13 protein-coding genes are annotated in these 14,073 nt (G+C 70.3%); 3 read left to right on the top strand and 10 right to left on the bottom strand.

What is annotated here, in order from left to right; translation table 11 throughout:
• Window positions 1–7: 7 nt before the first annotated feature.
• The 3 genes from ACFVV5_RS06590 to ACFVV5_RS06580 are packed head-to-tail and all read right to left on the bottom strand — an operon-like array spanning window position 8 to window position 2,478.
• The gene (locus ACFVV5_RS06590; protein ID WP_387240762.1) at window positions 8–850 is read right to left on the bottom strand and encodes an ABC transporter permease; all 843 of its coding nucleotides are present in this window, start codon (window positions 848–850) and stop codon (window positions 8–10) included.
• A complete protein-coding gene (locus tag ACFVV5_RS06585; RefSeq protein WP_387240759.1) occupies window positions 847–1,773 on the bottom strand; it encodes an ABC transporter ATP-binding protein in 927 nt (308 codons plus the stop codon). The genes ACFVV5_RS06590 and ACFVV5_RS06585 overlap by 4 nt, the downstream gene beginning before the upstream one ends.
• Window positions 1,774–1,806: 33 nt before the next feature.
• A complete protein-coding gene (locus tag ACFVV5_RS06580; protein ID WP_387240756.1) occupies window positions 1,807–2,478 on the bottom strand; it encodes a GAP family protein in 672 nt (223 codons plus the stop codon).
• Between the two features lie 127 nt (window positions 2,479–2,605).
• Between ACFVV5_RS06580 and ACFVV5_RS06575 the strand changes: the two genes are divergently transcribed.
• Both ACFVV5_RS06575 and ACFVV5_RS06570 read left to right on the top strand, forming a co-directional pair.
• Window positions 2,606–2,821 (top strand): hypothetical protein, encoded by a 216-nt coding sequence (locus ACFVV5_RS06575; RefSeq protein ID WP_387240753.1) that lies wholly within the window; start codon window positions 2,606–2,608, stop codon window positions 2,819–2,821.
• 66 nt (window positions 2,822–2,887) lie between these two features.
• Complete coding sequence (locus tag ACFVV5_RS06570; RefSeq protein ID WP_387240750.1) at window positions 2,888–4,855, top strand: ABC transporter ATP-binding protein; 1,968 nt, start codon at window positions 2,888–2,890, stop codon at window positions 4,853–4,855.
• A 163-nt stretch (window positions 4,856–5,018) separates the two neighbouring features.
• On the opposite strand, the gene ACFVV5_RS06565 is transcribed toward ACFVV5_RS06570, so the two are convergent.
• On the bottom strand, window positions 5,019–6,854 hold the full coding sequence (locus ACFVV5_RS06565) for a phosphoenolpyruvate carboxykinase (GTP) (RefSeq protein WP_387240747.1): 1,836 nt from the start codon (window positions 6,852–6,854) through the stop codon (window positions 5,019–5,021).
• Between the two features lie 112 nt (window positions 6,855–6,966).
• Between ACFVV5_RS06565 and ACFVV5_RS06560 the strand changes: the two genes are divergently transcribed.
• Entirely contained in the window at window positions 6,967–8,409 is a 1,443-nt protein-coding gene (locus ACFVV5_RS06560) for a helix-turn-helix domain-containing protein (protein ID WP_387240744.1), read from the top strand.
• 44 nt (window positions 8,410–8,453) lie between these two features.
• Here ACFVV5_RS06560 and ACFVV5_RS06555 read toward each other — a convergent pair whose 3' ends face one another.
• Genes ACFVV5_RS06555 through ACFVV5_RS06530 form a run of 6 tightly spaced genes read right to left on the bottom strand, consistent with a single transcriptional unit; the run spans window position 8,454 to window position 14,072 of the window.
• Window positions 8,454–9,266: a hypothetical protein gene (locus ACFVV5_RS06555; protein WP_387240741.1), complete on the bottom strand. Its 813-nt coding sequence runs from the start codon at window positions 9,264–9,266 to the stop codon at window positions 8,454–8,456.
• A gap of 23 nt (window positions 9,267–9,289) precedes the next feature.
• Complete coding sequence (locus tag ACFVV5_RS06550; protein WP_387240738.1) at window positions 9,290–10,054, bottom strand: 3-hydroxyacyl-CoA dehydrogenase; 765 nt, start codon at window positions 10,052–10,054, stop codon at window positions 9,290–9,292.
• A 48-nt stretch (window positions 10,055–10,102) separates the two neighbouring features.
• Window positions 10,103–11,293, bottom strand: a complete 1,191-nt coding sequence (locus ACFVV5_RS06545) for a thiolase family protein (protein WP_387240735.1) — start codon at window positions 11,291–11,293, stop codon at window positions 10,103–10,105.
• 2 nt (window positions 11,294–11,295) lie between these two features.
• Complete coding sequence (locus ACFVV5_RS06540; protein ID WP_387240732.1) at window positions 11,296–12,759, bottom strand: NAD-dependent succinate-semialdehyde dehydrogenase; 1,464 nt, start codon at window positions 12,757–12,759, stop codon at window positions 11,296–11,298.
• 30 nt (window positions 12,760–12,789) lie between these two features.
• Entirely contained in the window at window positions 12,790–13,260 is a 471-nt protein-coding gene (locus ACFVV5_RS06535) for an Lrp/AsnC family transcriptional regulator (protein WP_387240729.1), read from the bottom strand.
• Window positions 13,261–13,310: 50 nt separating this feature from the next.
• The gene (locus tag ACFVV5_RS06530) at window positions 13,311–14,072 is read right to left on the bottom strand and encodes an alpha/beta fold hydrolase (RefSeq protein ID WP_387240726.1); all 762 of its coding nucleotides are present in this window, start codon (window positions 14,070–14,072) and stop codon (window positions 13,311–13,313) included.
• Window position 14,073 lies beyond the last annotated feature (1 nt).

Raw genomic sequence — 14,073 nt, 5'->3', positions numbered from 1 at the left:
GTGGAGGTCACTTGTTCAGCCTCCTCGCGGCGAGCCGGCGGGTCCACAGCCAGAACACGACGAAGAGCGCGCCGAGGTAGACGACGTGCACGATGCTCAGCCAGAGCGGCTCGGCCGACCCGTACGCGAACACCCTGGCCAGCTCGGTCGAGTGCCAGAGCGGCGAGATCCAGCCGATCCACTGCAGGAACCACGGCATCGACGACAGCGGGAAGAACGTTCCCGAGAAGAGCGTCATCGGCAGCAGCACGAAACGCATCAGCATGGCGATCTGCCCGGTGTCCTGCTCGAGGGTCGACACGTAGGCCATCACCGGGGCGCCGAACGCCAGCCCGCCCAGCACGGCGACGAACACGGCCAGGAACCCCCACGGCGACGGCACAGCGCCGAACAGCAGCATGAACGCGAAGTAGACGATGCTCGTGCCGAGCAGCCTCGCCACCACCGAGATGATGACGCCGTCGATGATCTGGGCGGGAGCGATCGGCGACGCGTTCATGCCGTAGAACGTGGGATTCCATTTGAACCCGAGCATGATCGGGTACGTGAACTCCTCGCTGGCCACGGTGACCGCGGCGGAGCACAGCAGCGCCGGGGCGACGAACGTGAGGTAGCTGACCCCGTCGACGGCCTGCGGCCCGAGATTGCTGCTCACAAGGCTGCCGAGACCGACGCCCAGGGCGAAGAGGTACAGCAGCGGGCTTCCGAACCCGGTGAACAGCAGTGTCTGCAGGTACGAACGCATCACCCGGAAGCGGTGCTCGGCCACGTACCAGGCGCCGAACCGGCGCGGCTTGACGGCGGCTGCGAGCGCGAGGCGCGCATCCGGTGACGTGGTGGTGTCGGTCATTCGATCAGACTCCGCCCGGTGAGGCGCAGGAAGACGTCTTCGAGGCTCGACCGGCGCACCAGGCTGGTGAGCGGGTGGAGGCCGCGTTCGGCGAGGCGCGCGAGCTCGGCCTCGCCGTCGTCGCTGTAGACCAGGATGCGATCGGGCAGCACCTCGATGCGCTCCCCGACTCCGCCGAGCTGGCCGGCGACCTCGGCGTTCCTCTCCGACCCGAACCGCACCTCGAGCACCTCACGCGACGAGTACTGGCGGATCAGCGCGGCCGGGGAGCCCTCGGCCATGATCGAGCCCTTGTCGACCACCACGAGGCGGTCGCAGAGCTGCTCGGCTTCGTCCATGTAGTGGGTGGTGAGCACGAGCGTGGTGCCCTGCTCCTTGAGGCGGAAGAGCCGATCCCAGAGGATGTGCCTGGCCTGCGGGTCGAGACCGGTGGTCGGCTCGTCGAGCAGCAGGATGCGCGGGTCGTTGATCAGGGCGCGCGCGATCGTGAGGCGGCGCTTCATGCCGCCCGAGAGGTCGTCGACCTTGGCCTTCGCCTTGTCTTCGAGCTGCGCGAAGGCGAGGAGCTCGTCGGCCCGCTTCCTGACCCTCGCGGTGGGCAGGCCGAAGTAGCGGCCGTAGACGATCAGGTTGTCGCGGACGCGCAGCTCGGTGTCGAGGTTGTCGGACTGCGGGACCACGCCGAGCTGCGACCGGATTTCGGGACCGTGCCGGTCGGGGTCGAGGCCCAGGATGCTCAACTCGCCATCGGTGCGGGTGGAGACGGCCCCGACCATCCGCATCGTGGTGGACTTGCCCGCGCCGTTCGGGCCGAGGAGGCCGAACGACTCCCCGGGATCGACCTCGAAGCTGATTCCGTTGACGGCGGCGAACTCCTTGTACTTCTTGACGAGGTTGTTCGCGGTGATGACGGGCGTCGGCATAGTTCAGAACTGTAGACCGATGCACCGACATTGTCAGAAGTCGGCGATGCCCTTTCCGATGAGCACTACACCGATCACCAGCAGCAGCACGGTCATGATGGTCGCGTTGTTGGCCAGCAGCCAGACGCGCAGGGCGTCGAGCGGGCCGGCCATCCGCTTCGCGGCGAGCAGATAGGCCACGACCGGGATGACGACGGTGCAGGCTGCGATGAGCACGAACACGACGATCGCGATGGTCTGCTGACCGGCCGGGAGCCCCGAAGCGCCGATCGCGAGACCGCCGGCGACGGCCATCAGGAGGTTCTTCGGGTTGACCGCGGCGAGCAGGAAGCCGAGTCCGAGCGCCGCAACGGGCTTCATCGTGTCGATGGCGGACATCCATTTCGGCGGCGCCGCGGCCTCGCCGTGCTGCGGACGCTTGCGCCACTGGTTCCCGGCGAGCAGGAGCAGTCCGAGCCCGAGGAGGATCTTGATGACGCCGGCGATCGGCTTCGACGCCGTCGGGTCGGCGGCCGGGATGATCGCGGAGAGCAGCGTGAAGACGACTACCGCCGCGACGATGCCGAGGATCCAGCCGATCATGAATCCCACGCTGGTGCCGCGCGCGTTCGGCGACAGCAGCATGAGGATGGCCGCGATGATCGGGATCGGGCTGATCGCCACTCCGAGGGCGCTGGGCAGGATCTCGCCGATGACACCGTTCACGTCGTTCCCCTCTCGGCCGGTGTGCCGAACCTAGCGCACGGCAGGTCTCCTCGACCAGGCCGGCGTTCGCCACCGGCGAAGTCAACTGAAGTTGACCAGCGCCCGGTCGTCAACTAGCGTTGACCTCATGGACGTCAGCACCATCCACCTGCTCGCCGGCGACGCCGGCTCCGACGACCCGATCGTCGCCCTCCGGGCCATCGCCGAGCTCCACCGAGAGCTCGATCGCGTCGAGGCGACGACGGTGCGCCGCGCCCGCAACGACAACGCGACCTGGCAGTTGATCGCTCTCGCCCTCGGTGTGAGCAAACAAGCAGTCCACAAGAAGTACGGTCGGATGTAGCACCTGCGCATCCTCGACGACGCACGCACGCGCATCCCGGCCCCCGATACGGAACGAACGAGACCCATGAGCACCGAACAGACCACCCGACCACGCCGCCGACTCGGCCGCCCCGGCTCGCATGCCGACGAAGGACCGCGCGCCCGCTTCAGCCAGCTCCTCCCCTATCTGCTCGAGCACAAAGGCGTCCTCTCGGTCGTGATCGTGCTCAGTGTGCTCGGGGCCGCCGCCAGCCTCGCCCAGCCGTTGCTGGTCGGCCAGGTGATCAACCTGGTCGGAAAGGGCGAGCCGCTCGGCGGCCTCGTCTGGCTCCTCGTCATCCTGGTCGTCGTCTCCGGCCTCATCTCCGGCTACCAGCACTACCTCCTGCAGCGCACCGGCGAAGGCGTCGTGCTCTCGTCACGGCGACGCCTGGTGGGCCGGATGCTCCGCCTTCCGATCAGCGAGTTCGACACGCGCCGCACCGGAGACCTCGTCTCCCGGGTCGGCTCCGACACGACGCTGCTGCGGGCGGTGCTCACCCAAGGACTCGTCGAAGCGGTCGGCGGAGCCCTCACCTTCATCGGTGCGCTCATCGCGATGCTCATCATCGACCCGGTGCTCCTCGGCCTGACCGTGCTGGTGATCGCGGTGTCGATCGTGGTGGTCACGCTGCTGTCGGGGCGCATCCGGGTGGCCAGCCAGAAGGCGCAGACCAAGGTCGGCGACCTCGCCGCCGCGGTGGAACGGGCGATCAGCTCGGTCCGCACCATTCGCGCCTCCAACGCGACAGACCGTGAGATCGCGGCGATCGACGAGGACGCGACGGGCGCCTGGAAGATGGGCATCAAGGTCGCGAAGATCTCCGCGCTCGTCGTCCCGGTCGCCGGAATCGCGATGCAGGTGTCATTCCTCGTGGTGCTCGGGGTGGGCGGTTTCCGGGTGGCGAGCGGCGCGATCACGGTGGCCAACCTCGTGGCGTTCATCCTGTTCCTGTTCATGATGATCCTGCCGCTCGGGCAGGCCTTCGGTGCAGTGACCGCGGTCAACTCGGCGCTCGGGGCGCTCGGACGCATCCAGGAGATCATCGACCTGCCGTCGGAGGACCAGTTCGACCGCGACATCGCTCCCCTCGGCATGACCGTCGGCGCGGCCAACGAAGGGCTCGCGCCCGAGGCGGCGGCGATCGAGTTCGCAGGCGTGCACTTCGCGTATCCGGACACGGCGGTGAAAGACGAGCCGTCCGAGGTCCCCGATGCGGCCGGCGGCGCCGACCGACCCGTGCTGAGCGCCCTGGGCGGCGAAGACGTCGTGGCTGAGGCGGAGGCGGCGGCCGGGCTGGGCACGGGCCTCTCCGAGCATCCGCACGCCCTCGGCGGCGTACTGCACGGTGTGAGCTTCGCGGCGCCGCGAGGCAAGCGCACGGCGCTGGTCGGGCCGTCCGGCGCAGGCAAGTCGACCATCCTGGCCCTGATCGAGCGGTTCTACGACGCCGTCGACGGCGAGGTGCGTTTCGGCGGCCTGGACATCCGGACCCTCGACCGCGCGGCGCTACGCTCACAGATCGGCTACGTCGAGCAGGACGCGCCGGTGCTCGCCGGCTCGCTCCGCGACAACCTCAAACTGACCGCGGCCGACGCGACCGACACGGACTGCATCGACGTGCTGCACGCGGTGAACCTCACCGAGGTGCTCGAACGCAACGAACTCGGGCTGGACGCGCCGGTCGGAGAGGACGGCATCATGCTCTCCGGCGGGGAGCGCCAGCGGCTCGCGATCGCGCGCGCCCTGCTGGCGGCGCCTCCGGTGCTGCTCCTAGACGAGTCGACCTCGAGCCTCGACGGGCGCAACGAGCAGCTGATGCGCGAGGCGATCGACGCGGTGGCCGTCGACCGCACGCTCATCGTGATCGCTCACCGGCTGTCGACCGTGGTCGACTCCGACCAGATCGTGGTGCTCGACCACGGCCGCGTGATCGGCACCGGCACGCACTCGGAGCTCGTCGAGACGACGCCGCTCTACCGCGACCTCGCGAAGCACCAGCTGCTCGTCTGAGCGCTGCGCCGCGCCGCGTCGCCTCGCCGTGCTCCGCACGGCAATCCAGTCCGGACGTGATTGGTCGAAACCACGAATTTCGACCAATCAAGTCCGGACTCGATTGCTGGTGCGCGGGCGCGCGGGCGCGGTGCGCGGGCCGGAGGCACGCGCACCGCGTGCGCTAGGCGCGCAGGTGGTAGCGCAGCGAGGCGAGCTCGGCGCGCAGCGCGGCCGGCACGCGCGAGCCGAAACGGGCGAAGAACTCGTCGGTGAGGTCGCACTCGGCGAGCCACGAGTCCTTGTCGACCCGGAACAGCGCCTCGACGTCGTCGTCGCTCAGGTCGAGACCCTCGAGGTCGAGCTCGTCCGCGATCGGCAGCCGGCCGATCGGCGCCTCGACGGCACCCGCCCGACCCTCGACCCGGCGCACGATCCACTCGAGCACGCGCGCGTTCTCGCCGAATCCCGGCCACAGGAACTCGCCGTCGTCGCCCTTGCGGAACCAGTTGACCTGGAACACGGCCGGAGCGTCCGAGCCCAGCTGCTCCCCTATCCGGAGCCAGTGGCTCCAGTAGTCGGCCATGTTGTAGCCGCAGAACGGCAGCATCGCGAACGGGTCGCGGCGCAGCTCGCCGACGGTCCCCTCCGCGGCGGCGGTCTTCTCCGACGAGATGGTCGCGCCGATGAACACGCCGTGCTTCCAATCGCGCGCCTGGGCGACCAGAGGGACGTTCGTCGCGCGCCGTCCGCCGAACAGGATGGCGTCGATCGGCACGCCGTCGAGGGCGTCCCAGTCGTCGGCGATGGCCGGGCATTGCGCCGCCGCCACCGTGAACCGCGAGTTCGGATGCGCGGCCGGGGTGCCGGACTCCGGCGTCCAGTCCTCGCCGCGCCAGTCGATGAGGTGCGCGGGCGCGGTGTCGGTGAGACCCTCCCACCACACGTCGCCGTCGTCGCGCAGGGCCACGTTGGTGAAGATCGTGTTGCCCCACAGGGTGTCGACGGCGGTCGCATTGGTGGCGGGTCCGGTGCCGGGCGCGACGCCGAAGAACCCGGCTTCGGGGTTGATCGCGCGCAGCCGGCCATCCGGACCCTGACGCAGCCAGGCGATGTCGTCGCCCACGGTCTCGACGGTCCAGCCCGGGATGCTCGGCCGGAGCATCGCGAGGTTGGTCTTGCCGCACGCCGAGGGGAAGGCCGCGGCGAGGTGGTACTGCTTGCCCTCGGGCGACGTCACCTTGACGATCAGCATGTGCTCGGCCAGCCAGCCTTCGTCGCGGGCCATCACCGAGGCGATCCGCAGCGCGAAGCATTTCTTGGCCAGGATGGCGTTGCCGCCGTAGCCGGAGCCGTACGACCAGATCTCCCGGGTCTCGGGGAACTGCACGATGTACTTGGTGTCGTTGCACGGCCACGCCACGTCGTCGCGGCGATGGTCGTGGTCGTCGACGAGCGGGTATCCGACACTGTGCACGGTCGCGACCCACGGGGTGCCCGCCTCGATGAGGTCGAGCACATCGTCGGTGACGCGGGTCATCATCCCGAGGCTGACCGCCACGTAGGCCGAGTCGGTCAGCTGAACGCCGACCTGCGAGATCGGGCCGCCGACGGGGCCCATCGAGAAGGGGACCACATACATCGTGCGGCCGCGCATGCTTCCCGAGAAGACGCCGGCGAGCTCGGCGCGCATCGCGGACGGCTCGCGCCAGTTGTTGGTCGGGCCGGCATCCTGCTCGTCGACGGAGCAGATGAAGGTGCGGTCCTCGACCCGGGCGACATCGCCGGGGTCGGTGCGCGCCAGGAAGCTGTTCGGGCGCCACTCCGGGTTGAGGCGGATGAGCTTGCCCTCCGCGACGAGCTGCTTCGTCAGGCGGTCGGCTTCGCGCATCGACCCGTCGCACCAGACCACGTCGTCCGGTTCGGTGAGGGCTGCGACGCCGTCGACCCAGGTGCGCAGGGCGTCGAGGCCGTCGGGTTCGGCGAAGGCGGTGTCGAGCGGTAGTTCCGCGATGGACATTCAAGGTCCTCTCGTTGAAAGATTGGCTGTACATCAAGCATCCGTGACAAAATGCACGCCCGAGCCAAGAATTGTCTGGAAAGAACGGCGATTCTTTAGCTATTGTGAAGGCATGGACTCGTCAGCCACCGACGTCGCGACCCTCGGCCATCGCATCCGCCATTTCCGTGCCCGCAGCGGCCTCACCCTCGACGAGCTGGGCGCCCGCGCCGGTGTCGCCGCGAGCCAGCTCTCGCTCATCGAGAACGGCAAACGCGAACCCCGCATCAGCCTGCTCACCAGCCTCGCCTCGGCGCTCGACGTGCAGCTCGCCGACCTGCTCTCCTCCGAGCCGCCGGATGCCCGAGCAGCGCTCGAGATCGAGCTCACCCGGATGCAGCGCGGGTCGCTCTACGCCTCTCTGGGCCTCCCGCCGGTGAAGCCGACGAAAGGCACGCCGACCGAGACCCTCGAGGCGCTCATCGGCCTGCACCGGGAGCTCAACCGCCGCGCCACCGAGGCCATCGCAACCCCCGAGGAGGCCCGCCGCGCCAACACCGAGCTGCGCGAACGGATGCGCGCGCAAGACAACTACATCCCCGAGATCGAGCTGCTCGCCGAAGAGCGCGTCCGGGCATCCGGGCACACCCACGGCGCCCTCACGCACCGCGAGGTGAGCGTCATGGCCGAGCAGCTCGGCTTCTCCCTCATCTACGCCAACGACCTCCCCCACTCGGCCCGCTCGATCACCGACCTCTCGAACGGCCGTATCTACCTGCCGCCGGCGAGCATCCCGGGCGGCCACGGCCTGCGGTCGATGGCTCTGCAGGCGATGGCGCACCGGCTGCTCGGGCATGAACGCCCCGACAGCTACGCCGACTTCCTCCGCCAGCGCCTGGAGATCAACTATTTCGCGGCCTGCTGCCTGATGCCGCGTGAGGCCGCCGTCGCCTTCCTCCAGGAGGCCAAGCACGACCGCGACCTCGCCGTCGAGGACTTCCGGGACGCGTTCGGCGTCACGCACGAGGCCGCCGCCCTCCGGCTCACCAACCTGGCGACCAGCCACCTCGACATGACGCTGCACTTCTTGCGGGTCGGCGACGACGGCGCGCTCTACAAGGGGTACGAGAACGACGGGCTGCCGCTGCCCACCGACGTGACGGGCTCGATCGAAGGCCAGGTGGTGTGCCGCAAGTGGGGCGCCCGCAGCGCGTTCACGCACACCAACCGCACGACGGAGATGTACCAGTACACGGACACGCCGGCCGGCACGTACTGGTGCGCCACCCAGACGGGCAGCACGTCGGCGGGCGGGTTCTCGATCAGCGTGGGGGTGCCGTTCGCGCAGGCGAAGTGGTTCCGGGGACGCGAGACGACGGAGCGCGCGGAGTCCCGCTGCCCCGACGAGTCGTGCTGCAAACGGCCGGCGGCGGCGCTGGAGGACCGGTGGGCCGGCCAGGCGTGGCCGAGCGCGCGACTGCACGCGCACATCCTGTCGCCGCTGCCGTCGGGCTCGTTCCCCGGCGTCGACGACACCGAGGTCTACAGCTTCTTGGAGGCGCACTCGGCCTCGTGATGCGCGCCGGCGCGGTCCGCCCGGTGCTCAGCCCGGCGGCGCGGTCAGCATCTCGGGATGACCGCGCACACCCTCGCGACGACCGACTCGCCATGCGCTCCCAGCCACGCAGCGGCCTTCTCGTACGCGCTCAGCCGCTCCGGCGTCCTGCTGAGGGTCACGAAATCGCCGGCCCACTGGGCCCGCACCTCGTCCTGGCGTTCGGGCGCGATCGACGCCACCGCGCGCACGCAGTCCGGGGCGTTGGCCGACTGCGACAGCGCGTTCGCGACCTCGACCGTCAGGCCGTTCGGGTCGAGCGCGTTCGACAGGGTGAGCTGCTTGTAGGCGTACGATCCGCAATTCCACGCCCACCGGAGCCCCGGCGACCGGGAGCTGAGCGCCGACGTCACCGACCCGGAGGCCTTGTCCTCGATCTCGTCCAGCGCCATCGTGCCCGCGAGCCACTCGCCGTTGCGCAGCTCGTCGATGGTCCACAGCACATTCGTGCTCGGAACCCGGTAGGTGTCGCCGGGGAGCAGCACGATGCCGTCGTCGAAGGCGTGGAACGACCGGCCGCGCGCGGTCGAGCTCGACCGGATGAACTGCCCCGAGGATCCGTCGGCCGTCCAGACCGTCTCGCCGCTGTTGTAGATGCTCGCTCCGGAACCGGTGTCGACGTCGGCGCAGAGCACCAGGTCGCGCGCCAGAGTGTCGACGCTCTGGTTCGGCGACGTCAGCGGGACGCGCTGCTCGCCGGGCGCGCACGAGCCTCCCGTGGCTGTGCAGGCGGTGAGGGCCGTCGCCGCGATCGCCAGGGCGACCAGCACGGCCGACCGCCGTGCTGCCTTCAGGCCGCCGAACCCGAGGAACCTCATCGTCGCCTTGTTCGCGAGGGTCGTTATTTCGGCTGCATCCGGATGGCGCCGTCGAGGCGGATCACCTCGCCGTTGAGCATCGGGTTGTCGACGATGTGGCGCACGAGCGACGCGTACTCGGCCGGCTTGCCGAGGCGCGACGGGTGCGGCACCTGGGCGGCCAGCGAGTCCTGCGCCGCCTGCGGGAGTCCGGCCATCATGGGCGTCTCGAAGATTCCGGGCGCGATCGTGACCACCCGGATGAGCTCCCGCGCGAACTCGCGCGCTAGCGGCAGGGTCATCGCGGCGACGCCGCCCTTGGAGGCCGAGTATGCGGCCTGGCCGATCTGCCCGTCGAAGGCGGCGACGGATGCGGTGTTCACGATCACCCCTCGCTCCTCCCCCAGCGGCTCGGTCTTCACCATCGCCGCGGCGGCCAGCCGCACGACGTTGAAGGTTCCGACGAGGTTGACGCGGATCACGCGCTCGAACTGCTCCAGCGGATGCACCGCACCGTCGCGCGCGAGAACCTTGGTGGCGGTCGCGATGCCGGCGCAGTTGATGACGACCCGCAGCGGGGCGAGGCCGGTCGCGACGTCGATGGCCGCCTGGACCTGCTCGTCGTCCGCGACGTCGGCGGGCACGAACCGGGCCGTCGGGCCGAGGGCCGTCGCCGCCTTCTCCCCTTCGGAACTGGGCAGGTCGAGCACGACGACGCGCGCCCCCGCCTCGGTGAGCGCGCGGGCGGTGGCGTTGCCGAGGCCGCTCGCGCCGCCGGTGACGATGGCCGAGCATCCGTCGATGTTCATGGGTGTCCTTTCGACTGCAGCTGAAGTGCGGGAGGTGGGGGTTCGGTGTCAGCGGAGGATCTCGATGAGAGTCGCGTTGGCGGTCCCGCCGCCTTCGCACATGGTCTGCAGGCCGTAGCGGCCGCCGCTCGCCTCGAGCTCGTTCACGAGGGTGCTGAGCAGTCGGGTGCCGGAGGAGCCGAGCGCGTGCCCGAGGGCGATCGCGCCGCCACGCGGGTTCAGCCGTTCGGGGTCGGCGCCGAACTCGCGCAGCCAGAGCAGCGGGATGGGCGCGAACGCCTCGTTGACCTCGTAGGCGTCGATCTCATCGAGGCTCACGCCGCTGCGGTCGAGCAGCTTGCGGGTGGCCGGCAGGATGCCCGTGAGCATCGGGAGCGGGTCGCTCCCGGCGACGGCGAACGAGCGGAAGCGGGCGCGGGGGCGCAGCCCCAGCCGTTCGGCGGCGGCCGCACTCATGATCAGTGCCGCCGATGCGCCATCGGTGAGGGGCGAGGAGTTTCCGGGCGTGATGCGCCAGTCGAGCTCGGGGAATCGCGCGGCCAGCCGGTCCGTGCGGAACGACGGGGACAGCCCCGCCAGCCCTTCGGCGGTCGTCGCGGAGCGGATGGTCTCGTCGGCGGTGACGCTCCCGCTGTCCGGTGTCGGCACCGCGATCAGCTCGCTCTCGTAGGCGCCGGACGCGGCCGCCGCCGCGGCACGAGCATGCGACTGGGCGGCGAAGGCGTCGAGCTCCCCGCGGGAGAAGCCCCACCGGTGGGCGATGAGCTCCGCCGACACGCCCTGGTTCACGAGGCCGTCCGGGTAGCGGTGGGCGAGCAGAGCGCCGCCGAGGGACGCACCGCCCACGTTGGAGCCCATCGGTGCGCGGCTCATCGACTCGACCCCGCAGGCGATCACGATGTCGTACGCTCCGGCGAGCACGCCCTGCGCCGCGAACGCGGCGGCCTGCTGGCTGGAGCCGCACTGCCGGTCGATGGTCACGGCCGGAACGCTGTCGGGGAACCCCGCGCTCAGCACCGCCGTGCGCGTGATGTTGCCGGCCTGCTCGCCCGCCTGCGTCACGCATCCGCCGATCACGTCGTCGACGAGCGCCGGATCGAGGTCGTTGCGCCGCAGCAGCTCGACGAGGACGCCGGCCAGGAGGTCGGCAGGATGGATGTCGGAGAGCGCGCCGCCCGGCTTGCCGCGCCCAGAGGGGGTGCGCACGACATCCACGATCACCGCGTCGGTCGCAGCCATCGTCATGCTCCGAACGGGGTCGGGGTGAGGGTGTACTTCGTGTAGAGGTACTCCTGGATGCCCTCGCGGCCGCCCTCGCGGCCGAGTCCGGACTGCTTGATGCCGCCGAACGGGGCGGCCGCGTTCGACACGACCCCCACGTTGAGGCCCATCATCCCGGTCTGCAGCCGGTCGATCATCCGCTGGCCTCGAGCCAGGTCGCGGGTGAAGACGTAGCCGACCAGTCCGAACTCGGTGTCGTTGGCGATCTGCACGGCCTCGTCCTCGTCGCTGAAGCGCACGATCGAGAGCACCGGTCCGAAGATCTCCTCGCGCAGGATGTCGCTGCCGGGCTTCACATCCGTCACGACGGTCGGCGCGAAGAACGTACCCTCGTCGCCGACCCGCGAGCCTCCCGCCAGGACTCTCGCGCCCCGTGAGACCGCGTCGGAGAGCAGCCCCGCCACCTTGTCGACGGCATCCTCGTTGATCAGGGGTCCGATCGTCACGCCGGCTTCGGTGCCGCGGCCCACGCGCATGGCCTTCACGCGCTCGCTGACCCGCGCCGCGAACTCGTCGGCCACCGACTCGTGCACGATGAACCGGTTGGCCGCCGTGCAGGCCTCGCCGATGTTGCGGAACTTCGCCAGCATCGCACCGTCGACCGCCTTGTCGAGGTCGGCGTCGTCGAACACGACGAACGGCGCGTTGCCGCCGAGCTCCATCGAGGTGCGCAGCACATTCTGGGCCGCCTGCTGCAGGAGCCTGCGGCCGACCTCGGTGGACCCGGTGAACGACAGTTTGCGCAGCCGGGGGTCGGCGATGATCGGCTCGGACACCCGGCCCGACGTGGTCGTGGTGATCACGTTGAGCACACCGGCCGGCAGCCCGGCGTCCTCGAACAGCCGCGCGACGTAGAGGGTCGTGAGCGGCGTGAGCTCTGCCGGCTTGACGACCACTGTGCACCCGGCGGCGAGCGCGGGGCCGATCTTGCGGGTGGCCATCGCGAGCGGGAAGTTCCACGGAGTGATGAGGTAGCTCGGCCCGACGGGGTGCTGCGAGACGATCATGCGGCCGGTGCCCTCGGGATTGACCCCGTACCGGCCGGCGATGCGCACCGCCTCCTCGCTGAACCAGCGCAGGAATTCGCCGCCGTAGGTGACCTCGCCGTTGGACTCCGCGAGGGGTTTTCCCATCTCGAGGGTCATCAGCAAGGCGAACTCGTCGCGGCGCTCCTGGAGCAGGTCGAACGCGCGGCGCAGGATCTCGCCGCGCACGCGCGGGGCTGTCGCGGCCCAGTCGTCGGCGGCGGCGACCGCGGCGTCGAGGGCCCGCTTGCCGTCCTCCACCGACGCGTCGGCGATGGTCTTGATGACGCGCCCGGTCGCCGGGTCGCTCACCGTGAAGCGTCCGGCGCTTCCCTCCACCCATTCGCCGCCGATGTACAGGCGGTCGGGCACTCTCTCGAGCAGCGCGTTCTCATCCATGCTTCTCCCTCTTTCCGTCTTTCCGTCGTCTCAGTCTTCGACCGACGCCGTCACCAGCGGGACGGCACGGTGGTCGATCTTGGTGGCGAGCGCGATCACCGTGGACGTCCTGGTGATGTTCGGATCACTCACGATGCGGTCGATGACGCGTTGCAGGTCGGCGTTCGAACGCGCGACCGCGCGGATCATCAGGTCCCCCGCGCCGGTGATGGTGTGCACTTCGAGCACCTCGGGGATGGCGCGCAGGTGCTCCACGACGGTCACGTCGCGGTCGCCCTGCGCGATCTCCGCCGTGACGAAGGCGGTGACCGGGTAGCCGAGCGCTCCGCTGTCGACCGTGGGGGCGAAGTCCCGCACCACGCCCGTGCGCATCAGCCGGTCGAGCCGGGCCTGGACCGTGCCACGGGCGACGCCGAGTCGGCGCGAGGCCTCGAAGACACCGAGCCTCGGCTCCTCGGTCAGCAACGCGATGAGATCGGCATCCAGCTTGTCGATCGCCATCGCGGCCTCCTTCGGTCCTCGCACATCGTACGTCGCCCGCAAGCGATCGGCTACACGCTGCCAGCGGACTCCAAGAAGGGCAGCGCAGCCTGCTTGAAGGCTCGGGCGCTCAGGGTCGTGACGTGGTTGCGTTTGGGCAGCACGACCAGCTCGGCTCCGAGCGCAGCCGCCGCCTGGTCGCGCCCTTCGGTGACCGGATCGGCGTCGCCGACGACGAGCATCGTCGGCACGGTCGAGACCAGGGGCAGCGGATGCGCGGCCATGCCCGAGACGCACGCGGCGAGCGCCTCCCGGTCCACTCCCGGCGCCTGGCGCAGGGATCCGAGCAGCGGGGCCAGCGGCGACTCCGCCAGGGCCGCGGTGTCGGCGGCGTCCCCGTCCAGGAGCGCCGAGCGCACCGCATCCACCCCCCAGCGTGCGAACTGCTCGACCGTGCCGACGCCGCCCACCACGACCCGGCGCACCCGCGACGGCGCCAGTGCGACGAGGGCGAGCGCCACCCAGCTGCCCATCGAGTACCCGATCACATCGACCCGGTCGAGGCCTTCGGCGTCGAGCACGGCGAGCAGATCGCCCGCGAGCAGCGTCGGCGAGTACGCGGCCGGGTCGTGCGGCGCGAAGCTGCCCCCGTGGCCGCGCAGGTCGGGCACGATCGCGCCGCGTCCCTCCTCGGCGAGCGCACGCACCCAGCCGGTCGACTCCCAGGTGAGGGCGCCGGTGGTGGCGAAGCCGTGGACGAGCAGCACCGGATGCCCGCCCGGGTGCCGCTCGTACGCGATCCGGTCACCGGCGGAGTTCAGAGCAATGGTCACG

The sequence above is a fragment of the Leifsonia sp. NPDC058248 genome (genome assembly GCF_042881905.1).
Classification (GTDB): domain Bacteria; phylum Actinomycetota; class Actinomycetes; order Actinomycetales; family Microbacteriaceae; genus Leifsonia.
The sequence above is the reverse complement of the archived record's forward strand: the minus strand, read 5'-3'. Positions and strand labels throughout refer to the sequence as shown.